The organism is Listeria marthii (genome assembly GCF_014227425.1).
Taxonomy (GTDB): domain Bacteria; phylum Bacillota; class Bacilli; order Lactobacillales; family Listeriaceae; genus Listeria; species Listeria marthii.
Window position 1 is genome coordinate 209,602 of record NZ_JAASWB010000001.1, and the last position, 23,933, is coordinate 233,534.

At 40.1% G+C, this 23,933-nt stretch carries 25 protein-coding genes and 1 other annotated feature; of the genes, 3 read left to right on the forward strand and 22 right to left on the reverse strand.

Translation table 11 applies throughout. The annotated features are described in order from the left end of the window. Positions 1 to 18 precede the first annotated feature (18 nt). From deoC to HCJ55_RS01165, 19 genes are all read right to left on the reverse strand, one after another. Complete coding sequence (deoC, locus tag HCJ55_RS01075; protein WP_003724140.1) at positions 19 to 690, reverse strand: deoxyribose-phosphate aldolase; 672 nt, start codon at positions 688 to 690, stop codon at positions 19 to 21. Between the two features lie 61 nt (positions 691 to 751). Beyond that, entirely contained in the window at positions 752 to 1,699 is a 948-nt protein-coding gene (gene deoR / locus HCJ55_RS01080; protein ID WP_185516680.1) for a DNA-binding transcriptional repressor DeoR, read from the reverse strand. Between the two features lie 96 nt (positions 1,700 to 1,795). Then, positions 1,796 to 2,212, reverse strand: a complete 417-nt coding sequence (locus HCJ55_RS01085) for a PTS sugar transporter subunit IIA (RefSeq protein ID WP_045598469.1) — start codon at positions 2,210 to 2,212, stop codon at positions 1,796 to 1,798. 16 nt (positions 2,213 to 2,228) lie between these two features. Then, positions 2,229 to 3,224: an SIS domain-containing protein gene (locus HCJ55_RS01090; protein WP_185503996.1), complete on the reverse strand. Its 996-nt coding sequence runs from the start codon at positions 3,222 to 3,224 to the stop codon at positions 2,229 to 2,231. A 22-nt stretch (positions 3,225 to 3,246) separates the two neighbouring features. Further along, entirely contained in the window at positions 3,247 to 4,311 is a 1,065-nt protein-coding gene (locus HCJ55_RS01095; protein ID WP_185516682.1) for an SIS domain-containing protein, read from the reverse strand. Positions 4,312 to 4,323: 12 nt separating this feature from the next. Beyond that, entirely contained in the window at positions 4,324 to 5,145 is an 822-nt protein-coding gene (locus HCJ55_RS01100) for a PTS system mannose/fructose/sorbose family transporter subunit IID (protein WP_003723163.1), read from the reverse strand. Continuing rightward, positions 5,126 to 5,944, reverse strand: a complete 819-nt coding sequence (locus HCJ55_RS01105) for a PTS mannose/fructose/sorbose/N-acetylgalactosamine transporter subunit IIC (protein WP_003723164.1) — start codon at positions 5,942 to 5,944, stop codon at positions 5,126 to 5,128. Before HCJ55_RS01105 ends, HCJ55_RS01100 begins: the two co-directional genes overlap by 20 nt. 22 nt (positions 5,945 to 5,966) lie before the next feature. Next, on the reverse strand, positions 5,967 to 6,434 hold the full coding sequence (locus HCJ55_RS01110; protein ID WP_023548624.1) for a PTS sugar transporter subunit IIB: 468 nt from the start codon (positions 6,432 to 6,434) through the stop codon (positions 5,967 to 5,969). 19 nt (positions 6,435 to 6,453) lie between these two features. Further along, on the reverse strand, positions 6,454 to 7,155 hold the full coding sequence (locus HCJ55_RS01115) for a GntR family transcriptional regulator (RefSeq protein WP_009930481.1): 702 nt from the start codon (positions 7,153 to 7,155) through the stop codon (positions 6,454 to 6,456). A gap of 1 nt (position 7,156) precedes the next feature. After that, positions 7,157 to 7,888, reverse strand: coding sequence for a GntR family transcriptional regulator (locus tag HCJ55_RS01120; RefSeq protein WP_185516684.1), 732 nt, complete (start codon positions 7,886 to 7,888; stop codon positions 7,157 to 7,159). Positions 7,889 to 8,058: 170 nt separating this feature from the next. Further along, positions 8,059 to 9,054 carry an aldo/keto reductase gene (locus HCJ55_RS01125; RefSeq protein WP_185516686.1) on the reverse strand — a complete coding sequence of 332 codons (996 nt, stop codon included), beginning with the start codon at positions 9,052 to 9,054 and terminating at the stop codon, positions 8,059 to 8,061. A gap of 117 nt (positions 9,055 to 9,171) precedes the next feature. Then, positions 9,172 to 10,869: an acetolactate synthase AlsS gene (alsS, locus tag HCJ55_RS01130; protein WP_185516689.1), complete on the reverse strand. Its 1,698-nt coding sequence runs from the start codon at positions 10,867 to 10,869 to the stop codon at positions 9,172 to 9,174. A gap of 236 nt (positions 10,870 to 11,105) precedes the next feature. Then, positions 11,106 to 11,306 carry a cold-shock protein CspB gene (cspB, locus tag HCJ55_RS01135; RefSeq protein ID WP_003720346.1) on the reverse strand — a complete coding sequence of 67 codons (201 nt, stop codon included), beginning with the start codon at positions 11,304 to 11,306 and terminating at the stop codon, positions 11,106 to 11,108. Between the two features lie 286 nt (positions 11,307 to 11,592). Further along, complete coding sequence (locus HCJ55_RS01140) at positions 11,593 to 12,288, reverse strand: phosphatase PAP2 family protein (protein ID WP_008948329.1); 696 nt, start codon at positions 12,286 to 12,288, stop codon at positions 11,593 to 11,595. 13 nt (positions 12,289 to 12,301) lie between these two features. Continuing rightward, on the reverse strand, positions 12,302 to 13,291 hold the full coding sequence (gene dapF, locus HCJ55_RS01145) for a diaminopimelate epimerase (protein WP_185516691.1): 990 nt from the start codon (positions 13,289 to 13,291) through the stop codon (positions 12,302 to 12,304). 111 nt (positions 13,292 to 13,402) lie between these two features. Further along, entirely contained in the window at positions 13,403 to 16,168 is a 2,766-nt protein-coding gene (gene ileS / locus HCJ55_RS01150; protein ID WP_185516693.1) for an isoleucine--tRNA ligase, read from the reverse strand. 51 nt (positions 16,169 to 16,219) lie between these two features. After that, positions 16,220 to 16,453: a binding site (T-box leader), on the reverse strand. Beyond that, positions 16,450 to 16,974, reverse strand: coding sequence for a septum site-determining protein DivIVA (divIVA, locus tag HCJ55_RS01155; RefSeq protein WP_008948332.1), 525 nt, complete (start codon positions 16,972 to 16,974; stop codon positions 16,450 to 16,452). Its footprint overlaps the feature before it by 4 nt. A gap of 94 nt (positions 16,975 to 17,068) precedes the next feature. Continuing rightward, positions 17,069 to 17,590, reverse strand: coding sequence for a transcription repressor NadR (locus HCJ55_RS01160; RefSeq protein WP_185396989.1), 522 nt, complete (start codon positions 17,588 to 17,590; stop codon positions 17,069 to 17,071). Between the two features lie 4 nt (positions 17,591 to 17,594). Next, positions 17,595 to 18,701 (reverse strand): cysteine desulfurase family protein, encoded by a 1,107-nt coding sequence (locus HCJ55_RS01165; protein ID WP_185516695.1) that lies wholly within the window; start codon positions 18,699 to 18,701, stop codon positions 17,595 to 17,597. A 130-nt stretch (positions 18,702 to 18,831) separates the two neighbouring features. Between HCJ55_RS01165 and nadB the strand changes: the two genes are divergently transcribed. Genes nadB through nadA form a run of 3 tightly spaced genes read left to right on the forward strand, consistent with a single transcriptional unit; the run spans position 18,832 to position 22,225 of the window. Then, positions 18,832 to 20,286, forward strand: coding sequence for an L-aspartate oxidase (nadB, locus tag HCJ55_RS01170; RefSeq protein WP_185516920.1), 1,455 nt, complete (start codon positions 18,832 to 18,834; stop codon positions 20,284 to 20,286). Then, on the forward strand, positions 20,283 to 21,128 hold the full coding sequence (nadC, locus tag HCJ55_RS01175) for a carboxylating nicotinate-nucleotide diphosphorylase (protein ID WP_185516697.1): 846 nt from the start codon (positions 20,283 to 20,285) through the stop codon (positions 21,126 to 21,128). The genes nadB and nadC overlap by 4 nt, the downstream gene beginning before the upstream one ends. Beyond that, a complete protein-coding gene (gene nadA / locus HCJ55_RS01180) occupies positions 21,125 to 22,225 on the forward strand; it encodes a quinolinate synthase NadA (protein ID WP_185516699.1) in 1,101 nt (366 codons plus the stop codon). Before nadC ends, nadA begins: the two co-directional genes overlap by 4 nt. Before the next feature lie 33 nt (positions 22,226 to 22,258). Here the strand turns inward: nadA and HCJ55_RS01185 are convergent, their stop codons facing one another. The 3 genes from HCJ55_RS01185 to HCJ55_RS01195 all read right to left on the reverse strand — a co-directional run bounded on the left by HCJ55_RS01185 (position 22,259) and on the right by HCJ55_RS01195 (position 23,931). Next, the gene (locus HCJ55_RS01185; RefSeq protein WP_185516922.1) at positions 22,259 to 23,035 is read right to left on the reverse strand and encodes a YlmH family RNA-binding protein; all 777 of its coding nucleotides are present in this window, start codon (positions 23,033 to 23,035) and stop codon (positions 22,259 to 22,261) included. 124 nt (positions 23,036 to 23,159) lie between these two features. Beyond that, positions 23,160 to 23,450 (reverse strand): YggT family protein, encoded by a 291-nt coding sequence (locus HCJ55_RS01190; protein WP_008948340.1) that lies wholly within the window; start codon positions 23,448 to 23,450, stop codon positions 23,160 to 23,162. A 22-nt stretch (positions 23,451 to 23,472) separates the two neighbouring features. Then, the gene (locus tag HCJ55_RS01195; RefSeq protein WP_185392150.1) at positions 23,473 to 23,931 is read right to left on the reverse strand and encodes a cell division protein SepF; all 459 of its coding nucleotides are present in this window, start codon (positions 23,929 to 23,931) and stop codon (positions 23,473 to 23,475) included. Between the last annotated feature and the right edge of the window lie 2 nt (positions 23,932 to 23,933).

Consider the following 23,933-nt stretch of genomic DNA (forward strand, 5'->3'; position numbering starts at 1 on the left):
AAGGGGTTTCATTCAAAATTAGTAATTATCAGGTTTAGCTGGTTTTTCGCCGGAAACAATTGCAACGCCTGCACTTGCGCCAATACGAGTTGCGCCTGCTTCGATCATTTTTTCTACGTCTTCTTTCGTACGAACTCCACCAGATGCTTTTACGCCGATGTTTGGTCCAACTGTTTTACGCATTAAGGCGATATCTTCGGCAGTTGCGCCACCTGTGGAGAATCCAGTAGATGTTTTAACGAAGTCTGTTCCCGCTTTTACAGCGATTTCGCATGCGCGAACTTTTTCTTCATCCGTTAGTAGGCAAGTTTCGATAATTACTTTTACTAAGGCTTTTCCTTTGGCAGCATCGACAACAGCGCGAATATCGCGTTCTACTAATTCGTCGTCCTTGTCTTTAAGTGCACCGATATTGATAACCATATCGACTTCTTTCGCACCATTTTGGATGGCATCTTTCACTTCGAATGCTTTCACTTCTGGCGTATTTGCTCCAAGTGGGAAACCGATAACAGTACAGACAACGGATTCAGCTCCAGCAAGTTGTTCAGCGGATAGTTTTACCCAAGTTGGGTTCACACATACGGATGCAAAGCCGTATTCTCTTGCTTCTTTTGTTAGGGTTAAAATTTGTTCTTTCGTTGTGTCTGGTTTTAAAGCAGTATGGTCGATCATTTTAGCAATTGTCATTTTAAAAACTCCTTTAAATTGTATTTGGTTTCATCATATCGCACCGCAGAACATTTGTAAACTAATTGATGAAATTTTGTTCAAGTAGTTGTTTTGCGGTAAATTGGTCGGTAATAAAATGATTGGCATAACCGCCACGAAGCGCGCCGTGAATCGCTTTTATTTTTCGTTCGCCGCCTGCGACAAGGATTGCTGTTTCTTTTTGTTTTAAATCTTGCAAATTTATGCCGATGGTTCGTTCGTCCATTTTTTCGTCAGCAATTTCACCGTCGATTGTAAAAAAGCGTGAACAAATATCGCCGACTGCTTTTTCTTTTAAGCGAGCCTTTTCTTCATCAGAAAAATAGCCTAGGCGGAAAAGCAAGGCTTCATCACGCACGGTTCCTACTGTAAAAATAGCGATATTGGCTTTTTTACCGAGTTCGATGATGTTTTTTATATGGCGATCTGCTTCTACCATTTGTTTTGTCAGCGGGTTGTCAAGCACAACAGGAAGCGGCAGTGATACCGGGGCCGTGTCATAGGCTGCACCGAATAATGCTAACGTTTCAGCAGCATACGTATTGACATCAGAATGACTCACGCCGCCTTTAAGTTGGACGATTTTTATTTCTGCTTTTAACGGGGTTAGTTTTTGGGCGATTTTGTACATCGTTGTTCCCCAACTCACACCAAGAATATCGCCATCATGGATAATTTCTTCTAAATATTCAGCGGCACTTTGGCTGATTTGCTTGGTTATTTCGCTGTAATCATTTGTTTGGCTGAACGCAACTGTGACGTTTTTTAGTTGGTACTTTTCTTTTAAAGCGACGGCCAGTTCTGTGAGGTTAGAAAATGGATCTTGGACTTCAATTTTGACGTATCCTTTTGTTTTCGCGTTTTGGAGCAATCTGGAAACGGTCGGTCTGGAAACACCAAGACGCGTGGCGATTTCTTGCTGGCCGAGATCCGATTGATAGTACAGTCTCGCCACCTCAACGCTGAGCTGTTCTTTTTGTTTATCCATTTCATCCCTCCATCGTTTTCTTTTTAGTATAACGTAAGAACGGGGATAGTTCGAGAGGGAAGATAAAAAAAGACAGCCGCAGCTGTCTTTTTCCTATTAAAAATCTTCTTCTATTTCCTCAAGCGGCGCGGAATATTCATAAATACCTAACCGCCCAGTTTCGGCAACTTGATTCGCAAGTTGTTTTAAGGATAGCGTTTCACGACTGAGGAATGCTTCTAATAAAAGCGGAATATTCACGCCTGCGACAAGTTCTACTGCATCAAAATTTCCGAGCAAGCGAACGAGCACATTAAACGGAGTGCCACCTTTTAAATCGGTTAGAAATAATACGCCTTCTGTTAAATCGAGTTTAGCTACTTCACTGGCAATTTTCGCCTGTAAGTTTTCCGCAGATTCATTCACTTCAAAAGGAACAAAACTTGTATTTTCTTGTTTACCGCAAATCATTTCCGCAGATTGAATGAGTTCTTTTGCGGCGTTTCCATGAGTACAAACAAAAATTGCTTTCATTTTCTAAACCGCCTTTTTAATAGTCTAACTGACGATAGTATCTTCTGATTTCCATTGGATGACAGTTAATTTTTTCCACGTGTACATCAATACGATTATTAACTGCGTGGATAATAAATGGTGACAACGCCCCTCTGAATTTAGCGGAAATACCCGGCATATCGTAATCTTTTGCATCAATGACTGTATAATTAGCGCAAATTTGCGGAATAAAATTAACTACCCGTTCACTTAATGAGCGCTGGCTGTCTTCTGTAACGTAAATAGTAACTGGTGTATCTCGTTCCACAATTTCAAACATACCGTGGAAAAACTCATGTGACTCAATCGATTTCGTTTTAATCCAGTGCTGTTCTTCCCAGTAACACATTGCGTATGAATAGGTCGCACCCCACTGATTCCCAGCACCAACGAAATAATGAATGTCGTCTTGATGATGTTTTAGCGCAAATTCTTGACCAAATTTATCTGCTGCTTTTTCTACTTCTACAATCCCTTTAGCAAAATGTTGATCCATTTCTTGATAAAACGCATCATAATCTTCAAATTCACCTGCTAAATACATAAAACGATCTGCCACCATAAAGAATTTTAATTGTTCATTTAACGGATAGGAGATTAAGTGATCTACTAAATTAGCAAGTTCGGTTTCCGCTTTATCAATAAACCCAAATACAGTCGCACCAATTTCATTACATTTTTTCACAGCATCTACTACTTCTTGCGTACTTCCGGTCACCGATGAAATAACTACAAGTGTATCTTTGGTGACACGTTTATTGCCTGTAGTTAGAAACACAGCCGCATTTTCATAAAAAGTTTCTAGCGCCGTTTTTTCTTTCATATGCACCACAGCTTGCATGGCGGATGCGTATGTCCCGCCAATTCCTAGCCAGCAAATATTACTAAAACCACGGTGGTGTATTTGGTCTACTACTTCATTAATTTGTGGGCGTAACTTTAGCGCCCCTTCCATGTTTTCTCTCACTTTTTGTTCATCAAATTTTAGCACTCTTCATTCCTACTTTCTTTGATTAAATTTTGGATTTTGTTATTTTATCAAATTCCGGAAAAGCGGATACTTCTAAATTAATTCCTTTTTTCTTGGAAATTTCAAAGGATAATAAATGAACCGGGATAGTCATAAATAGCGGCGTCAGAAGTTCTGCTGTCCGCATACCGAGTAATAAATCATCCGCGTTTTCCCCGCCTGCATCCGCATAAATTGTCCGGATTTTCTTTACATGGCCTTGTAAAAATTGTTTTAATTTTTCCGCGCGATCTTCTAGTAATCCTTGAGGTTCAAGGAAGATAATATAGTCTCGTTCGGATAAACCTATATATGGTCCATGCATATATTCTTCTAGCTCTTTACCAAATGACGTAATCCGGATGGTTTCTGTTACTTTTGTTTCTCCTTCGCGCGCTACACCATAAGCAGCGCCGTATCCTATGAAGAAAACTCGTTCCGCTTCCATCAATTCCTGTGTATGCTCGTTCACCCAAGTAGCTGATTTCTCTATCACTTGTGGTAAATGAGCGGTGATTTTTTTCAATTCTGCAATTTCCGCCTGATACTCTTCTTCCAACATTTTCTCTTGTAAAAGGGCTAACTCAAGCGCCATTAAATTCAACATAAGAATCGTTGCGCTATAGCCAAGCGTGACATATGGCATCTCTTCTATGCCCATTCCGAGATCAATTGCCCGCGTACTTTCTTTAGCAATCGGGCTAGTTAAATCGCTCGTTAAAGTGAAAACAATGCCACCTTGACGCTCAATTTCTTTTACGAGATGAATAGTGGAGTAACTGTGCCCACCTTGTGATATAGCGATGTATAAAGTGCTTTTGTTTAAATGAAGCATGTAATTTCCTGCAGTAGATGGTTCTTCCACATATACCGGAATAGCGAGTTTATCCGACATATATAACTGCGCTGCGAATGCCGCATTAGAACTAGAACCTGTTGCAAAAATAACAATTGCTTGATAGTCCACTTTCTCCATTTGAATAACCTTTTGTAAAAGGTCTTTTCGACTTCGGATGATATTTTCATAAACGCTTTGTTCCGACCGGATATAATAATCCATGTTTTTCATTTTTTCACCTACTTATTTTAATAAACCTGTGAATGCCCCTAAAATCCCAATTCCTGCGATTAATAGAAGAATCCAATGTGCTTTTAGTCCTTTTTTATCTAACCAGAAAATAAAGAAGGTAAAGCCTAGTGCTAGAATTCCTGGGACGATACCGTCAAAAACACTTTGAATCGTTACTGCATCATCACCAGAACCAAATTTCATTGGCATATTAATGTTTACCATCGTGGCGACCATCGCACCAACAACAGCCAGACCGATAACCGAAGCCCCATAAGACAGTTTATCCATTAATCCAGTTTTTTGAATTTTTTCGATAAAGTTAGCTCCAATGTTATAACCAATGAATAACCCATAATAACGAGTCAGAATAGCTGGAATATTGAAAATAAGGAGGAATAAAATCGGCCCTAACATATTTCCTTGTAGCGCTAAGGAAGTTCCAATACCTGTAGCGATAACGCGTAAAGTTCCCCAGAAGAACGAATCTCCAATCCCACTTAGAGGACCCATCAATGCTACTTTTATATTATTGATAGAATCTGTGTCAAAATCTTTATCTTTCGCAGATTGCTCTTCCATCGCAATGGATATCCCGAGCGGAAAAGTGGAAAGCCACGGTGTTACGTTATAAAATTCTAAATGTCTTTGATAAGAAGAAATTCGTTTGTCTTTATCATTTTTAAAAATTTTGTTTAGAGCTGGTAACATGGAAAATCCATAACCGAGATTGGATTGTCGTTCGTAGTTCCATGACCATTCCATCGTGAACGAGCGCCAAAAAACTTTCATTAAGTCTTTTTTCGTTAATACGTCAGAACTCTTCATCTTCATAATTTATACCTCCATCATTCGCAAGTGCTGGCTCTGTATTCGTATTTTTCGGACCATTGTCATTTTTAAGTGTTGCATAACCTGTTAAAATTAGCGCTAAACATGCAGCGAAAATCGCTACACCTGTTACAGGAACTTTTAAGTAAACAGCTAACGCGAAGCCAAATACGAAAAATACCGCATTCTTCTTGTTGACCATCAATTTGAGAAGCAAAGCAAAACCATATGCTGGCAGTAAACCAGTCGCGATTCCAAGTCCCGTTATAACGAAAGCTGGGATGGCATCAAGTACGTTTTGAATAACCGGGCTTCCTACTAAATAGGATGTCGCAACAATAATACCAATTGGCAAGTTGATCGATAAAAACCCACCTAGTAACTGCATTCGACTAATCCCTCGTGAATTTCCCTCGAGTGCGTATTTATCTGCTTTATGAACAAAGTAAGGTAATACGAAAATAAAGCATAGATTTTTAACAACAAGTACAAGGGAGGCAATTGGAATCCCAAGCGCTAACGCTACGGCTGTGCTTTCGCCAGTCGAAATCGCAAAGGCAGTTCCTAATATACTTCCTGAAATAATTTCTGGAGGAATAGATGCTCCAATAGAAAATGATCCCACAAAAGCTAATTCTAAAGTTGCCCCCATAATAATCCCCATTTGTACATCCCCCATGATAAGCCCGGCGAGTGTACATGTTACAAGTGGTCTTGATAGCATCGATGAACCAAATAAATACTCTCCATTTGCAAGCATTGCTGCAAGTGCAAGCAAAATCGCTGTTCCAAACTGTTCCATAATTTATCCCTTCTTTCGTCTTTTATGCTTCAAAGGTTACTTTTTTCTCGTTAGGCACTTGCTGCATAAACACATCTACTTTCTCTTTTTGAAGCTCTTTTAATTTCGCTACTTCTTCAGGCGTTAAATTAACTGCTTTGGAAAAATTGGCTGTTCCTTCTCTTTGCTTCGTTCCGCCTAGATTTAACATCGGGATTTTGCCATTCGTACCATGGATTAATTTGTAAGCGTCTTCAACTGATTCGACAACAATAAGCATGTTGTATTTATCAGTGACACCTGAATTAATCGCTTCGATACTTTCATCGATACTTTTCATGACTAGTTTTGCTGCCTCTGGTTTTGCAAGCCGTATTGCCGACTTACGAAAATCGTCCGCTGCTACCCCATCATTTGCCACTAAAATTGTATTTACATCTAAAGCATTAAACCAAGATACAGCTACTTGTCCATGTAGTAAACGATGGTCTACTCTTAGAAATTGAATCATTTTTTCTTCCTCCTTAGTATTAGTTAAAATCAACTACATATTTGGTCGACTCAGCATCTTCATAATGATATTGGATGGCAATCGGCATTTCATTTTCTGCATAAAAGACACTGCTCAATTTAAAAACAGGATCATTTTCGTTTATATGCATATTTTTGATTTGCTCATTCCCAGCTAAAATAAGTTGAAGTTCCTGCTCAAGCTCAAATAATTTATATTTACCTGAATTAACAAGCTCAATAATATTAATAATTTGAAAATCCTTCGCTTGTAAATCAGGGTATAAACTCAACGGTAAAATTAAACGATCTAACGTGACACCGTTCTCACTTTTTTGGACAAACTTGATAGAATACACAAGTTCATTCTCTTTTATACCAAACTTCTCTGCGTAAAACTTGCCAGCTTTGCGGATGTAAAAGTCTTTAATGTCTTTTTTCAAATTTTCATTGGTATCAGTTTTCATAACACCTGTCATTTCTAGAATATTCTGGGATGTAAGTTTTGGTTGGACGTATAGCCCAACACCGTTTTTACGAACAACTAAACCCTCTTCGACTAATAAATCTACTGCGCGGCGAATAGTTGTCCGACTGCTAGAAAAAATTTCTTGTAAGGCTGTTTCGTTTGGCATAAGCATTCCCGTCTTATACTCATCGCGATTAATACTATCTTTTATTTCTGAAGCAATTACTTCAAAAAGTGGTTTTTTAGCTCCCATTTCACTCATCCTCCAAGTAATCAAATATGTTTTTCGCATTGATTTTGTATTTGATTTGATTACCAATTAGATATTGTTTGCTGTACTCAAACGGTTCATCATTTTGATCAAATGCTTTACTAACTACTTCAAAAAGTGGCGTGTTTAGTGGTACCTTTAATGCTTCTGCTAACTTTTCATTCGCTGATACAAAGCGCAATTCTTCGCGCCCGTAGGTAGGTTTAATAGCAAACTGCTTTTCTAACACATTGTATAGCGAGGAATTATTTAAATCGATTTTCTCAATACCAGCAAATCTCGTGCTATCAATAAAAGATATTTCATAAGAAAACGGCTGATTATCAACTATTCTTCGCCGAATTAATTTAAACACCGGCTTATCTTCACTTAAGTTTAAAAAGTGGTTCACCTCGTCTTTGCCAGCTACTATTTCTTGTGATATTACTTCTACCTTTTGTTCTCCTGGCAATTGGCTGCTCATGGAATTCATTTGCAATATATTGATTGTTTGCTTTTGATTGATTTCGATTCCTTTTCGGTTTCTTTTTTGGATGACAGCTTCTTTTTCAAGTGTATCAAGTGACCGTCTGAGCGTGGTCCGGCTGACACCTAGTTCGTTTTCAAGCGCACGTTCTGATGGGAAACTTGTTTCTCCGGCTGCTACTTTTTCTTGGATAAGCTGTCTTAGTTGTTCTTCACTTTGCACTGCTGGCGACAAGTCTTTATATTCCATATTTCCACCTCTTTTTTCAAATCATTTATCTATTTCACTTTTTCAAAAGATACAGCTTTAAACATTTTTAATACCACTTCATTGTAAACGGTTGCATTTTATTTGTCAATAGTCTTTTTACATAAAAAAGCATAAGGTAGATTTTCCAATCCAACTCATGCTCTGTTTGATTATTTAGTTGTAGGCAGTGCTCCAACTACTGGGTGCGGGATGTATAGTTCTTCTAGATAGTTAACTTCCGAAGTGGTTAGTTTAATATTTAGCGCCTCTACCGCGCTTTCTAGGTGACTTTCTTTTTGCGCTCCGATGATTGGCGAAGTGATTTCATCTTTATTTAATAGCCACGCTAGAGCAATTTTATCTCGAGATACTTGGTGTGTTTCCGCAAGTTCAGCAACACGTTCAATAATACCTCTATCCGCATTCATCATGTCATCGTATTTAGATTTTTGAACTGGGTCCGTTTCGGAACGATTCGTCGTTTCATTCAAATCACGTGTTAACCGCCCTGATGCTAGTGGACTATATGGTGTAATCGCAATTTTTTCATCGCGACAAAACGGAATCATTTCTCGTTCTTCTTCCCGGTAAATCATATTGTAATGATTTTGCATGGAAACGAATTTTGTCCAGCCATTTCTTTCTGCGACGCGTTGTGCTTTTTGGAATTGCCAGGCATACATCGCACTCGCACCAATGTAGCGCGCTTTCCCCGACTTAACGACGTCATGCAACGCTTCCATTGTTTCTTCGATTGGCGTATTTTCATCAAAACGGTGAATGATATATAAGTCCACATAATCTGTTTCTAATCGTTTTAAACTATGGTCAATTTCGCTCAAAATTGTTTTTCTAGATAAACCGCCACTATTCGGACGATCTGGGCGCATGGTTTGATGTACTTTGGTTGCTAACACAATATCATCGCGGTTAGCGTAGTCTTTTAGCGCACGCCCGACAATTTTTTCGCTTTCACCATAGGAATAAATATTAGCGGTATCAAAGAAATTAATGCCTAAATCGAGTGCTTTTTTAATAATTAGGCGGCTGTTCGCTTCGTCTAAAACCCATTTATGAATCCATTTATCTTTATCACCGAAGCCCATTGTTCCTAAACAAATTTTCGAAACATCCATCCCAGTGTTACCAAATTTAACATATTCCATTCAAAACCCTCCTAGTCAATTTCTAGTACTACTACAGCATAAACCTTGAAGTACACTCCAAGTCAACCTTTTACTATTAAAAAAATCTCCCGGAATATCCGAGAGATTTTTAATTTTTTAATAAAATTGGTCAGGTAGTAAAGTTTCGCCGAGTTTGATATTATCACGGTAATCAATTGGAATATCAACCACGACCGGCCCTTCTGTTTCAAGCGCTTCTTTTAAAACGTCCGCAAGCTCTGCCGGATTTGTCACGCGAAGCCCTTTTGCTCCGAAACTTTCTGCGAATTTAACGATATCGACATCACCAAAACGAACCGCCGCTTCTTTACCGTATTTCATTTTTTGTTGGAAAGCGACCATGTCATAGCTACCGTCATTCCATACAAGGTGAACAAGTGGCGCACGTAAGCGGACAGCTGTTTCTAATTCCATCGCGGAAAATAAGAAGCCACCGTCTCCAGAAATCGAAACAACTTTTTCACCGGGGTGTACGAGTGTAGCAGCAATTCCCCAAGGAAGCGCAACACCAAGCGTTTGCATACCATTACTGAAAAGCAGACGGCGTGGTTCATAGGAGCGGAAATGACGCGCCATCCAAATGTAGTGAGAACCAACATCGACAGTTACAGTGACATTATCATCAATCGCTGAACGAAGCGTTTGAATGACAGACAACGGATGCACACGGTTTGTTTCGTCACTTTCTGGCGGAACATCTCGTTCTTCTAATTGGGCGTGAAGCTCTTTTAATGTTTCAAGTTCTTTTTCCGCTAATTCTAAACCGCTAAATTTTGCATTGACACGGTCTAAAGTAAGCGCGATGTTGCCGACTAATTCCGTCACTGGTTGGTAATAATGATCAATGTCAGCGCGAATATCATCTAGATGAACAATCGTTCTGTCGCCGGAAGCATTCCAAGCTTTCGGATCGTATTCAATTGGATCATAACCAACCGTAATAACTAAATCGGCTTTATTGAGCAAAATATCGCCAGGTTGATTACGGAATAAGCCAACACGTCCAAAGAAATTATCTTCTAGGTCGCGCGAAATCACACCAGCTGCTTGGAAAGTTTCTACTACTGGAATGCTTGTTTTTTGGAGTAAACGACGAATCGCACCTGTTACTTCTGGGCTTGAAGCACGCATACCTAGTAGCAATACAGGTAATTTCGCTTTTTTCAAACGGGTAACTAGTTTCGCAACTTGTTCTTTGGATGCTGGGCCGTTTTCGGGTTTAGCAAGTGGGCGAATTGCCTTTACCGGCACGTTCGGTTCATTAACAATATCTTGTGGCAAACTGATAAAAGCGGCACCTTGATTTGGCTCAGCGGCTGAACGAAAGGCGTTGGTGATAGCTTCTGGGATACTTTCGGCGTGCACTACTTCTTCGCTATATTTAGTAATCGGACGGAACAACGCTGCATTGTCCATAGATTGATGGGTTCTTTTTAGACGGTCTTGTCGAGTTACATTTCCGGCAATTGCAACGACTGGATCCCCTTCTGCTGTGGCGGTTACAAGACCTGTTGCAAGATTGGATGCGCCCGGCCCACTAGTTACAAGCACAACGCCTGGTTTCCCTGTTAGACGACCGATAGCCGCAGCCATAAATGCAGCATTTTGTTCGTGTCGGCTGACGATTAATTCTGGTCCGCGTTCTTCCATCACATCAAAAACTTTATCGATTTTTGCTCCGGGAATCCCAAAAACGTGGGTAACTCCTTGATTAATTAAGCTGTCTACAACTAAGTCTGCACCTGATTTTCCTTTTGCAACTACTTTTTCTTGTTCTTTTTCAAGCTTTGCCATTTCTATCATCCTTTTGTTATATAATTTATTTATATTTTAATAGTACAGATTATAATGAAATCTCATTTACAAGACTTATTATACTACTCAAAAGAATTATTGCAAGATTACTGACTCAAAAACTGTTATACAACTAAATAAAAACTGTTATATAAATATCGCAAATAAAAAAACACACAGCATTCCTTCTCCCTAAGAAGTTCGCTGTGTGTTTTTATTAGTTTAACGTGAACAGATTAAAGTTTAGTAACTTTTTCTGCTTGTGGGCCACGTTGGCCTTCAACGATTTCAAATTCAACGCTTTGACCTTCGTCTAAAGTTTTGAATCCGTCACCTTCGATAGCGCTGAAGTGTACGAATACATCATCTCCGCCTTCTACTTCGATGAAACCGAAGCCTTTTTCACTGTTAAACCATTTTACTGTACCTGTTTGCATATTTCACAAACCTCCAAAAATTTTCTTAATATGTTTCTTTTACTAACGAAAAAGATGTTAACAACAAGCTAAGCATTTTTTCAATTACAAAATTCACATATTAGTAAAGATACGCATCTATATCCATATCCTTACTAATACATAAATTTACTTCCTTCAACACTTATATATTAACGCCATCGCACAAATAAATCAAGCGAAAAAGCTGTACGGTTACAAAATAGATTATTCAGTTTACTATCAAAAAAACCTGCTATAAGCTAATTCTTATAACAGGGTTTTCTTATTAATCAATAATACTTTTATCTTTAATACGCCATTTCACGAGTAAGTTATGTAACGGTTTACGAACTAAGAAATAAACGCCTAGAGAGATTAGAACAGAAGCGGTACCAAGGAAAAAGCCGCCAAGTACATCTGTCGGGAAATGCACACCAAGATAAACACGTGTATACATTACGAACAAGATGAAACCATAACCAATGATTCCGATAACGATTTTTTGCCACATTTTCGGCACGGTGAAGATTAAGAACATTGCTGCAAGGCCGTAGAAAACAGCTGTAGCAGTCGCATGTCCACTTGGGAAACTATAGCCAGACTCACTTACTAACCAATTGATACTAGCTGGGCGCGTACGGCCAACCAAGCTTTTCAAAACAAGATTTAGGACAACTCCACAAACGAGCATCGTGCCGCCGAACCAAAGTCCAACAACAAATTTACGTAAAAAGAATAAAATTAGGACGACTACAACAGTTAAAATAATCGTTGTTTCTGCGCTTCCCAGGTTAGTCACTAATTTGACGATAGACGTTTTATCCGGTTGAATTCCGCCGCGGATTTTTTCAATCCAGCTTAGATCAAAACGCGCTACCCAATTGCTTTCTGTTGCGATTGCTGAGGCGATGGTAATAAATAAAATAAGGCAAAATCCGCCGATAACGAATAGCGGTGTTGCTTTTTTTCGATTTGTATTCATGGTTAACTCCTTTTCATTCAGTTGTTTTTAGAAATTCTTTTACTTCTTTAACGAGCGCTTGATACTTCGCTTGTTCTGATGTCGCTTCATTCGTAAGCTCGGTAACTATGTCATTATCATAATGAACAGAACCATTGCTAACAAATGTGGCATTGCCGATTAGTTGTAATGAAATTTCGCCAGTTTCGTCTTTTTTCGCGGTTACTTGCACGCGGCCGCCATCATTATAAACGTTTAATGGTGTTTCGAAAGTATCATTATCCAACATTTTTTTAATTAAGCTACATGCCGACATCGCTGTCCCGCAAGCGTTCGTAAACCCAACACCGCGTTCAAAAGTCCGCACATAAATAGCATCATCGCGCAAACGTTTCACAAAGCTCACATTGACGCCATCTGGGAAATACGGGTTTTCGCTATTTAAGTAGCTCGCTAATTTTTCTTGTTTATCCGAATCTAACACCGCTTGATCCACAAAGGTAATCAAATGCGGATTTGGAACAGAAACGGCTGAAAAAGCTAGTTCTGCGTCAAGTTCAGGCACAATTTGATTAAATAATTTTTCCACGCCTACATCCATTGGTAAACTTTCTGGGTTAAATTTAACCGGCGAAATTTCAACTTGGTAGGTTGGAATATCAAAACCAAGAGAAGTTGCTTTTTTAACATCCAGTGTCGCTTTCATTGTTTCAACTTCCGCTTCAGATAATCCATTTTTTTCAAGTAAATAGCGGGCTACCGTTCTTAGGCCATTCCCACACATGGAAGCAACCGAACCATCGGAATTAACAACTTGCATTCGGCCGATTGGGCCTGCTTGCTTACTTTTTGTGACATATAAAATGCCGTCTGCTCCGCCAAGCGAATGGTTTCTATCACACAATTTAATTGCAAAATCAGCACGTTCCGCATCAGACCAAGCAGTAATTTGATTTTCTTCTTCATCTACTATGAAAAAGTCATTTTGCGAACCATGTACTTTTGTAAAGTGAATTGTTGCCATGACTTCAAGCAACCTCCTTTAATTGGAATTACGTCTATAATACCACATCTTAAAATAAAAAAGCTTGGGGAACCTCCTTTTTAACTTACTAGGATTTTCCCCAAGCGCGCATTATGCTTCGTAGTGGTTTACAACAATATCAGCACAGCGGCCACATAAAGTTGGATGTTTCGGATCTACGCCAACATCTTTTTTCACAACGCGGCAACGTTCGCAAGTTTCGCCTTCTGCAACAGTAATTTGAACAGCCACTTGATTAGACTTGAATGCAGATTCTGGTGCATTTTCTAAGCCTTCAACTAGTTCAAAATCAGATACGATGAATAGTTGCGCGAAATCACCTTCTAATGAATCAAACAATGTTTTCGCTTCGCCGTCCACGTATAACGTTACTTTTGCAAGCATTGATTTACCGATTAGTTTTTCGTTACGAGCGAATTCTAATGCTTTTTGGACGTTATCGCGAATTTGCATGAACGCGTCCCATTTCGCTGTAATTTCTTCGCTATCAGCTAATACTTTCACGTCTGGCAAGTCTTGTAAATGAATGCTTTCAACGCCTTCACCAATCAAGTTATTCCAAACTTCTTCTGTCGTATGAGGTAAAATTGGCGCAAGTAATTTTGTCAGCGTAACAACTGCTTCATAGAAAACAGTTTGCATCGCGCGACGATCATGGCTATCTGCTGCTTCAATGTAGACAACATCTTTGGCAAAGTCCATATAAAATTGGCTTAATTCTACTGTACAGAAATTGTTGATTTGGTGATAAATAGTAGAGAATTCGAAAGCTTCGTAGCTATCTTTCACATTTTTCACTAAATCGTTTAATTTGATTAGCATGTATTTGTCTACTTCGCGTAAGTTTTCATAAGAAACTGCATTTACAGTTGGTTGGAAGTCATTGATATTTCCTAGTAAGAAACGCATTGTGTTACGGATTTTACGATATACCTCGGATACTTGTTTTAAGATTTCATCACTAACGCGAACGTCGGCTTGATAATCCACAGAAGCAACCCAAAGGCGAACAATATCCGCACCAAGTTGTTTAATTACTTTGCCTGGAAGAAGTGTATTTCCAAGCGATTTACTCATTTTGCGACCTTCGCCATCAAGAGCGAAACCATGACTTAAAACGTTACGATAAGGCGCTTCGCCAGTGATCGCTACAGCAGTTGTTAACGACGAGTTAAACCAACCACGATATTGGTCAGAGCCTTCCATATATAAATCAGCTGGACGAGTTAATTCAGGACGAGCATTCAGAACCGCTTGATGACTTGAGCCTGAATCAAACCAAACATCCATAATATCCGTTTCTTTTGTAAATTCGCCATTCGGGCTACCCGGATGCGTAAAGCCAGCAGGTAATAAATCTTTGACATCACGTTCAAACCAAACGTTCGAACCATGCTCACGGAATAGTTCAGAGATATGGCTGATTGTTTCGTCCGTGATAATTGCTTCCCCATTTTCCGCATAGAAAATCGGAAGTGGAACGCCCCATGCACGTTGACGAGAGATAACCCAGTCGCCGCGGTCGCGAACCATGTTGAATAGACGTGTTTCGCCCCATGCTGGAGTCCAGTTAACACCTTTAACAGCCGCGAGTAAATCATCGCGGAATGCGTCAATCGAAGCAAACCACTGCGCTGTTGCACGGAAAATAACTGGTTTTTTCGTACGCCAATCATGTGGATAAGAGTGAGTGATGAATTCCATTTTTAGTAATGCGCCCACTTCTTCTAATTTTTCTGTTACCATTTTGTTCGCTGTATCGTAAAATACGCCTTCAAATCCTGGTGCTTCCTCTGTAAATACACCACGATCATCTAAAGGAGCAAGTACTTCTAAATCATATTTTTTCCCGATTAAAAAGTCATCTTCCCCGTGTCCAGGAGCCGTATGAACCGCACCCGTACCAGCTTCAGCAGTGGCATGTTCCCCGTTCATTACTAAGGAATCACGGTCATAGAGTGGGTGTTTTGTTACAACGCGGTCAAGTTCAGAACCACGAACCGTTTTAACAACAGTCGCATCTTCAAAACCTAATTTTTCACGTAAGCTTGGTAAAAGTGCTTCAGCTACAACATATTTTTCACCAGCAGATTCAATTACTACATAATCCAAATCAGGATTAACAGTAATACCCATGTTGGCAGGGATTGTCCAAGGTGTAGTAGTCCAGATAACGATATTTGTTCCTTCGTCTAGTACGCCTTTTCCGTCCGTTACTTTGAAAGCTACGAAAATCGAAGCAGATGTTTTATCTTGGTATTCGATTTCTGCTTCTGCAAGCGCGGATTCACTTGAAGGAGACCAATAAACTGGTTTTTTCCCTTTGTAGATGTAGCCTTTTTTCGCCATTTCACCGAAGACTTTGATTTGTTCTGCTTCGTATTCTGGTAAAAGCGTGATATATGGGTTTTCCCAGTCGCCATTAATACCAAGACGTTTGAAGCCTGTGCGTTGACCTTCTACTTGCGTCATCGCGTATTCAGCACAAAGTTTACGGAATTCAGCGATAGACATTTCTTTCCGTTTTACGCCTTTTTTCGCGATAGCTGTTTCGATTGGAAGTCCGTGTGTGTCCCAACCCGGAACATACGGGGAACTGAAGCCAGCCATTGATTTATAACGAACGATAATATCTTTAATTGTTTTGTTTAGCGCGTGCCCCATGTGAAGCTCGCCGTTTGCATAAGGAGGTCCGTCATGCAAAATGTACGTCGGGCATCCAGCATTTTTTTCTTGGATTTTCTCATATAGCTTTTCTTCTTCCCATTTTGCTTGCCATTCCGGTTCTTTGTTTGGTAAATTCCCACGCATTGGAAAGTCTGTCTTCGGCATTAATAACGTATCTTTATATTCCATGTTTTATTCTCCTTTAAAACTTTATTTTTAAACGCAAAAAAATCTCTCCCAAAAAGGGACGAGATTCGCGGTACCACCCTTGTTGACATGCATTCTAACTGCTTGCCCACTTCATTAGTGCCATAACGCTGGCTCGCGCTAACACTTACTCAAGCGGCTGCTTTTTCGGGTTAGAACTAAAGAGTGATTTCGATTTTCTAGAGGATAGCTGGCCTCGCACCATTTACCAACTCGCTTCGTATCCTTTATCTAAAAAATGTACTTGTCTCTAATAATTGTTTTTAGCGTTCTTCTGATTGAGATTCAACTTCTTTGATAGATGCAAGTTCTGTCGCATCCACATCGTAAGCCATCATTTGTTGCCAATCTTCGCTTTTAATTAAATCCATTTGCGCTTCTACCAACATACGTAGACGCTCGCGGAATACTTTGGATTGGCGTTTTAAGTCTTCAATTTCAATCGCGATTTTGCGTGCTTTAGAAAGAGAATCGCTTAAAATACGGTCAGCATTTTTTTCTGCTTCACGGACAATAAGTTTTGCTTCTTTTTCAGCGGAAGCTTTCACTTCTTCGGCAGCTGTTTGTGCCACGATTAATGATTTGTTTAATGTTTCTTCAATGTTAGTAAAATGAGCTAAACGTTCTTCACTATTATCTAAAGTGTCCTCAATACGCTTTTTCTCTTTAATAACTTGTTCATAATCTTTAATGATTTGATCGAGGAAGTCATTTACTTCGTCTTCGTCATAACCTCTAAAACCACGGGTAAACTCTTTGTTATGTATATCCAGCGGCGATAATGGCATATCTAGCACCTCCATACGACTATTGTTTATAAATACCTAACATACATTTTACCATAGTTACTTGCTTTTTCCTAGAATTTATATTGAAAAATGATCAGATTAAAAATCCAGCTTTATCTAAGGCGGCAATAGCAAGTTCTAATTGTTCTTTTGTATCTGCTTCAATCGTGTGCAAATGTGTTCCGTCCGTTAGCCCTGACAGCATAGTTGCTCCGGTTGTTTGCACTTTTTTGACAAATTTCTCAACATCAAAACGACTTTTCAAATGTAGCGATGCGGTAATTTCGCCGTAAATCGGATGGTCGACAATTACGTCAATAATCGATACGCCGTGATCCACCAAAATATTTAGTTCTTCGGCGGCCTGTTCTTTCGTATGCTTGACCGCGATAACGCGCCTTTCTCCTGTATAGCCTGTTTCTTTCGCGTAAATGTAACCTTGCGGCGTAGCCATGATTGGCTCATTACCAGCTTTTAAGAGCGAAATATCTTGTACAATAACTTGACGGCTAACATTCGTTTTGCTCGCAAGTTGATTGCCTGATATCGGCGCTTCGGCTTCTTTTAACCATTTTAAAATGAGTTGCCGACGCGTATCACCTAAAATTTTCTTCATTTTCTCACCTTTTTCGTAGTAATTTGTCGATTTCTTCTTTAAAAATAATACTATCGCTTAATTCATTTTCGTTTCCAAAGGACAAGCGAATAAATCGGCTTGCTTCTTCTTCTGTTTTCCCGGTAGCAATTAATGTCTTGGATGGCGCTGGGTCCCGCAAACTACAGGCGCTCGTTGTCGAAATTTGAATATCCGCTTCGTTTAATGCCAGTAATGCTTCTTGCCCTTGCATATTGGGTAAAGTCAATCCTAGAATAAACGGAGATGTATTTCGTCCCCCTTCGACCTCGACTCGCGCTGTTAACGTCTCACAAATCGCCATTTTAAGTTCCGCAATCCGCCTCGCTTCTTTTTCTCTAGTTTCCATTATATCATAGGCTGCAGTCGTAAAGGCAGCAATTGCTGGAACATTTACAGTACCCGCTCGAAAGCCAAATTCATGGTGAACATCTGGCAAAGCAGCTTGCAGGGGAATATCTGGATTTATAAAAAGAAGACCCGCCCCTTTTGGACCATAAATTTTATGTGCCGAAATACTAAAACTAGTTACGTCACCTAATTCCAAAGCTAGTTTTCCGAATGATTGAACGATATCTGTATGAAAATAAGCGCCTGCTTGTTTGGCAATATGCGCTAATTCTGCAATGGGTTGGATGGTTCCAATTTCCGAATTCACATGTTGAATGATGATAAGCCCGGTATCCGCAGAAATCATTTTGCTCAGAACTGCTGGACTTACTTGACCAAAAGCATCGACTGGCAAAATTTCCACCCGACATTCCCCTGCTTGCTCTAAAGCACCTAGCTGTTGCCAAATAGAAGCATGCTCTAACGGACTCACTAACACTTCTTTCTTCTCACTTGTATGTAGCAATGTTTGTATCGCGATTTGGTTGCTTTCCGTGCCACCACTTGTAAAAATAATTCCCCTCACAGGAACATTCAAAATATCTGCAATACTGCCACGACACTTTTCTAAAAGAGCGGCCGCTTTCGTCCCGGCATCGTGTAAACTTTCCGAATTAGCGAAGAACTCTCTTGAGGCATTCATAAAAACTTGTAGTGCCGCCTCGCTCATTTTCGTTGTTGCTGCATGGTCAAAGTAAATCATTCCTTATCTCTCCCCTAGAATTTTATACTTGAAATTAGTTTTGTTTTGTGTGATTATAGATGACAAGACAACTGTATATTCATTAAGAAGTATACAATTAATTGAACCTACTATGCAAGAGGTGGAAATGATGATAAAAGAACGAGTTATTATTGTTGGGAGCGGCATCTCTGGTTGTATGGCTGCCCTCAGATTAATGCAGGACTATGATGTGACAATAATCACAAAAGGTATGAAAGAAGAAAGTAACTCCATGCTCGCTCAAGGCGGAGTAGCTGCCGCAGTGTCAAAAAGCGATACTCCGAAAAAACATTTTAGCGATACATTCCAAGCGGGTTGTTTTCATAATAAAGTCCGCGCGGTAAGTCAACTCGTTACTTGCGGCCCAGTTGTACTCCAAAAATTGATAGATGAAGGCCTGACATTTGATAAAAAAGATGGTGAATTTTCGCTTGGTTTAGAAGGTGCGCACAGGCTGCCGCGGATTTTACATACTGGCGGGGATCAAACTGGTAAATATCTTACTACTTTTTTGCAAGAAAAGTTGACGAATATTGACTGGCAAGAGGAGCAAATGGTCATCGAGATTATCAAGCATAACGAAGTAGCCATTGGCGTTCATTGTTTAGATAAAGAAAATCAGCTACATACGTATTACGGCGAACATATTATTTTAGCAAGCGGTGGGCTTGGACAGCTATTTCCGGTTACGACAAATGCGGCGACGATTTCTGGAGACGGGCTGGCGCTAGCTTACCGAGCAGGTGCCAAACTGACCGATATGGAATTTATTCAGTTTCATCCAACTTTGCTTTTTTTAAATGGGCGTTGTCGTGGGCTTATTTCTGAGGCGGTTCGCGGGGAGGGAGCTGAACTTGTACGAGCTGATGGTTCAGCTGTCATGATGGGCGTTCACCCACTGGCAGATCTTGCGCCACGTGATATTGTTGCGGCGACATTGTTTGAAGAAATCGAACGTGGAAATGCTATTTTTCTTGATATAACGGCGGTAAGTCATTTTGAAGAACGCTTCCCAGCGATTACCGCCAGTTTAGATGCGCATCAAGTACCGTTTCGCGAAACAAAGCGTATCCCAGTTCACCCCGGTGCACATTTTTTGATGGGTGGCATTCGAACCGACCTTCACGGAAAAACCAATATTCCCGGTCTGTACGCTATTGGTGAGGTGGCGAATGCTGGCGTGCACGGGGCTAATCGACTCGCGAGCAATTCACTTCTTGAAACTCTTGTTTTTGGCGAAAAAGTAGCTGAATACATTCACACACAGAAACCTAATCCAAAAAAATATCCACTAATCCCGTGCGCCAGCTCAACCAAAACAGTTCATTTACCAGAGAAACAAGTTCTTCAAGAGAAAATTTGGGAATCGCTGGGAATTACTCGAAAACCAGAAAAAATAACGGAATTTCTTCGCTGGTTAGCTGCATTTGATTACGCTAATCACACCCGCGAAGCCGCTGAAATCAGCCATATGCTTATTACTGCAAAATTAATCGCCGAAAGTGCACTTAAACGAACCGAAAGCCTCGGCGCACATCGAATTTTAAAAGGAGTAATGAAATGAACTCAATACTTATGAATCAGGCTATTCACGCATTTTTATTAGAAGATATTGGTCAATATGATTTAAGCGCAGACACGATTTTCGCCAGTGATACAATTGGAAATGGAGTGTTTCTAGCAAAGGAAACTGGTATTCTTTGTGGTATTTCTATCCCGCCAAAAGTGTACGAGATTCTTGGTGGTGATGTGCAGTTTGAAGCTTATAAAAAAGATGGGGATCAAGTAACAAAAGGAGATATCATTGCGACCGTATCAGCTCCCGTGCGCACACTACTTTCCGGCGAGCGCGTCATTTTAAATTTAATGCAACGGATGAGCGGGATTGCGAGCCAAACGAATGTAGCCATCAAACAGCTGGATGATCCGGCAATTCGCATTTGCGATACACGAAAAACAGCACCCGGTCTTCGCGCCTTCGATAAATATGCCGTACAGACCGGTGGCGGCTTTAATCATCGTAACGGTCTATACGATGGCGTTATGCTAAAAGATAACCACATCGCCTTCTCTGGAGGTATTACCGAAGCTGTAGCTACTGTCCGCGGAAAACTAGGACACATGGTGAAAATTGAAGTCGAAACGGAAACACCCGAACAAGTGAAAGAGGCCGTCCAAGCTGGCGCAGATATCATCATGTTTGATAATCGTACCCCAGAAGAAATCGCCCAACTTGTTAAACTGGTACCGGGACACATTACTACCGAGATTTCCGGGAATATCACTTTGGACAATATTAATAGCTATAAAGGGTCTGGCGCGAATTATATTTCTTTAGGCTCGCTAACGCATTCTGCCCGCGCGCTCGACATCAGCTTTAATAGTAAAGGAGGAATAAAGGCATGAACTTACTGGAAACCGTGGAACAAGATACGATGCCGGCTCGTTATAAAAGTATGACGCAAACAGAAATGATTGCTCGTGTCACAGAAATTAAAGCCCAGCTTGGCGACGATCTTTTTATCCCCTGTCACCATTATCAAAAAGATGAGGTTGTTCCTTTTGCAGATGCGATTGGTGATTCGTTACAATTAGCGCAAATTGCTGCAAAGAATAAAAAAGCGAAACATATCGTTTTTTGCGGGGTTCATTTTATGGCGGAAACGGCGGATATGCTTACGACCAATGAGCAAATTGTTACGTTACCAGATATGCGCGCCGGTTGTTCGATGGCGGATATGGCAGACATTCACCAATTAACAAACGCTTGGCCTAAATTGCAAACTCTTTTTGGCGATACGATTTTGCCTGTGACTTATATTAATTCGACTGCCGCAATTAAATCTTTCGTTGGCGAACACGGTGGTACGACTGTTACCTCCAGTAATGCAACCAAGATCGTCTCATGGGCACTTGAACAAAAAGAGCGGATTTTCTTTCTTCCCGACCAGCATCTAGGTCGAAACACCGCCTTTGAACTAGGCATCCCACTTGAGCATATGGCGATTTGGAATCCGATAAAAAATGAACTGGAATACGATGGCAATTTGGCCGATTGTAAAGTCATTCTTTGGAAAGGCTACTGCTCCGTTCATCAACATTTTACCGTTAAAAATATCGAAAATATCCGTAAAAATCATCCGAACATGCGAATTATCGTCCATCCGGAATGCACGCATGAAGTTGTTTCTTTAGCAGATGATTCGGGTTCAACGAAAAAAATCGTGACAGAAATAAGTAATGCTGCGCCAGGGACGGAATGGGCTGTCGGTACAGAAGCTAATCTAGTCGGCCGCATTATCCAAGAAAATCCGGATAAAAAAATCGTTTCGCTCAACCCATTTATGTGCCCGTGTATGACCATGAACCGTATCGATCTATCACATTTACTCTGGACACTCGAAGCCATCCAAAACGGCGAACAACGTAATCAAATCAAAGTTGATGAACAGACAACGACATTCGCTTTAAAAGCATTGGAAAGAATGCTCCAATTAAGCTAACAAAAAAACGAAAGCAGCGAATGCTTTCGTTTTTTATTTTAAATAACCAATTTCGATACGAATTTTATCTTTTTTCGTTCTGCCGCCTGTCGATAGTACTTTCACACGACCATACCCACGCGCAGATAATACATCTTCTTCCTCACATTCAAAATCCGGATTCTCGACTGTTTTCCAGTTTACTTTCACTAGTCCAGCAGTAACCAATTGTTTCGCCTTCTGTCTAGAAATATGATGCGCATTACTAATGATTACGTCGAGTCGCATACTAGAAACAGTTAAGCCCATTTCTTCCCAAACGACCGGGGCATAAACAGCATTAGCCAATTCCGTCTCTTCTAACATCACATTCACTTTACCAATTTTCTCAAGCTGTAATGTCAAATAATCCTTCATCGAGCTTTCTACTAACAGTTGCCACTCGGTATCCTTATTTAAAATGTCACCAAAAATATCGCGCTTCATGCCTAGCGACATCAGCGTTCCAAGGATTTTTTGATGCGTGAGTGTCGTAAATTTCACCGGGTAGCGAATATGGAACAGGGCAATCTCAAAATCTGCTTCTGTTGGCGTATAATAATCCGGGTAAATCAGTGCGCGGCGACGTTCCGCGTGCTCTACTCCGCCAAAAAACTGCACATTAATTTGCTCATAGCCACCAATAACGGTTTCGGTAATAAAACGCTGCCTCGGGTCTAAGAAATCCGTCAACTGCGGCGTATATTCATTTTCTACTTGCATCGTAATCCCTAAAACCTTATCAATAAATGCGTATTCTTCCGCGCGAAAATGCTGATAAATTCCATCCATCATAATTTCTCCCTTTCAATCCGTGTCAAGTCTTTAGTGCTATTATACCACGAAAACAGCTGCTACTAGGCTAATCTTGCTTGATTATGAAAAAAAGGCACCCATTTGAAAACGGGTGCGCTTTTTAAAATAACATTGGAATAATGTACACTTGAATTAAACCAGTTAAAACTCTCATCGCATATTGGAAAATGAAATAAGCCACAAGGGACGAAATATCAAACATACCAATCGGCGGAATAATCCTTCTAAAAGGTTCTAAAATCGGTTCAAAAATGCGTGCTAGCAATTGGCCAATTTTCGACTCTCTTGCACCTGGGAACCAGCTCATCAAGAAATAAATAAACATGAGTGTTGGCAACCATCTAACAATAAATAAGATGACCTCCACCACTTGATATAAAATACTTTGCAATCTAGTTCACACCTCTATTTCATCACATAAAGTTTTGTTCATCAAGCATTTCGGAAATAGAGCCATCCACTTCCACATTGTCTGGAGTACATAAGAAAATATTATTGCCAACGCGTTGAATATCTCCACCTAACGCATAAACTGTACCGCTCAAGAAATCGACAATACGCGTCGCTTGATCATGGCTAATACGTTGCAAGTTTACAACAACAGATTTATATTCTTTTAAGTAATCCGCAAGTTCTTGTGCTTCTGCATATACACGCGGTTCCGCAAGTACCATACGACTAGAAAACTGAGCTCCCTGCATACTAACCACCTTCGCATCATCTTCTTCTACAGCATAAAAACGGTTTTTATTAGGTCTTTCTTTCTTCGTTTTCTTTTGCATAGGTTCAGGTTCCCTCGCTACTTCTTCTTCATAATATTCTTCCTCTTCATCTAAGAAAAAGAATGACTTAAATTTATTCGATAGTCCCATTT

What these genes read in the sequence shown, in the direction of transcription:
- deoC (WP_003724140.1), bottom strand. Translation starts at nt 690, where the DNA reads ATGACAATTGCTAAAATGATCGACCATACTGCTTTAAAACCAGACACA.
- deoR (WP_185516680.1), bottom strand. Translation starts at nt 1,699, where the DNA reads ATGGATAAACAAAAAGAACAGCTCAGCGTTGAGGTGGCGAGACTGTAC.
- HCJ55_RS01085 (WP_045598469.1), bottom strand. Translation starts at nt 2,212, where the DNA reads ATGAAAGCAATTTTTGTTTGTACTCATGGAAACGCCGCAAAAGAACTC.
- HCJ55_RS01095 (WP_185516682.1), bottom strand. Translation starts at nt 4,311, where the DNA reads ATGAAAAACATGGATTATTATATCCGGTCGGAACAAAGCGTTTATGAA.
- HCJ55_RS01100 (WP_003723163.1), bottom strand. Translation starts at nt 5,145, where the DNA reads ATGAAGATGAAGAGTTCTGACGTATTAACGAAAAAAGACTTAATGAAA.
- HCJ55_RS01105 (WP_003723164.1), bottom strand. Translation starts at nt 5,944, where the DNA reads ATGGAACAGTTTGGAACAGCGATTTTGCTTGCACTTGCAGCAATGCTT.
- HCJ55_RS01110 (WP_023548624.1), bottom strand. Translation starts at nt 6,434, where the DNA reads ATGATTCAATTTCTAAGAGTAGACCATCGTTTACTACATGGACAAGTA.
- HCJ55_RS01115 (WP_009930481.1), bottom strand. Translation starts at nt 7,155, where the DNA reads ATGGGAGCTAAAAAACCACTTTTTGAAGTAATTGCTTCAGAAATAAAA.
- HCJ55_RS01120 (WP_185516684.1), bottom strand. Translation starts at nt 7,888, where the DNA reads ATGGAATATAAAGACTTGTCGCCAGCAGTGCAAAGTGAAGAACAACTA.
- HCJ55_RS01125 (WP_185516686.1), bottom strand. Translation starts at nt 9,054, where the DNA reads ATGGAATATGTTAAATTTGGTAACACTGGGATGGATGTTTCGAAAATT.
- alsS (WP_185516689.1), bottom strand. Translation starts at nt 10,869, where the DNA reads ATGGCAAAGCTTGAAAAAGAACAAGAAAAAGTAGTTGCAAAAGGAAAA.
- cspB (WP_003720346.1), bottom strand. Translation starts at nt 11,306, where the DNA reads ATGCAAACAGGTACAGTAAAATGGTTTAACAGTGAAAAAGGCTTCGGT.
- HCJ55_RS01140 (WP_008948329.1), bottom strand. Translation starts at nt 12,288, where the DNA reads ATGAATACAAATCGAAAAAAAGCAACACCGCTATTCGTTATCGGCGGA.
- dapF (WP_185516691.1), bottom strand. Translation starts at nt 13,291, where the DNA reads ATGGCAACAATTCACTTTACAAAAGTACATGGTTCGCAAAATGACTTT.
- ileS (WP_185516693.1), bottom strand. Translation starts at nt 16,168, where the DNA reads ATGGAATATAAAGATACGTTATTAATGCCGAAGACAGACTTTCCAATG.
- divIVA (WP_008948332.1), bottom strand. Translation starts at nt 16,974, where the DNA reads ATGCCATTATCGCCGCTGGATATACATAACAAAGAGTTTACCCGTGGT.
- HCJ55_RS01160 (WP_185396989.1), bottom strand. Translation starts at nt 17,590, where the DNA reads ATGAAGAAAATTTTAGGTGATACGCGTCGGCAACTCATTTTAAAATGG.
- HCJ55_RS01165 (WP_185516695.1), bottom strand. Translation starts at nt 18,701, where the DNA reads ATGATTTACTTTGACCATGCAGCAACAACGAAAATGAGCGAGGCGGCA.
- nadB (WP_185516920.1), top strand. Translation starts at nt 18,832, where the DNA reads ATGATAAAAGAACGAGTTATTATTGTTGGGAGCGGCATCTCTGGTTGT.
- nadC (WP_185516697.1), top strand. Translation starts at nt 20,283, where the DNA reads ATGAACTCAATACTTATGAATCAGGCTATTCACGCATTTTTATTAGAA.
- nadA (WP_185516699.1), top strand. Translation starts at nt 21,125, where the DNA reads ATGAACTTACTGGAAACCGTGGAACAAGATACGATGCCGGCTCGTTAT.
- HCJ55_RS01185 (WP_185516922.1), bottom strand. Translation starts at nt 23,035, where the DNA reads ATGGATGGAATTTATCAGCATTTTCGCGCGGAAGAATACGCATTTATT.
- HCJ55_RS01195 (WP_185392150.1), bottom strand. Translation starts at nt 23,931, where the DNA reads ATGGGACTATCGAATAAATTTAAGTCATTCTTTTTCTTAGATGAAGAG.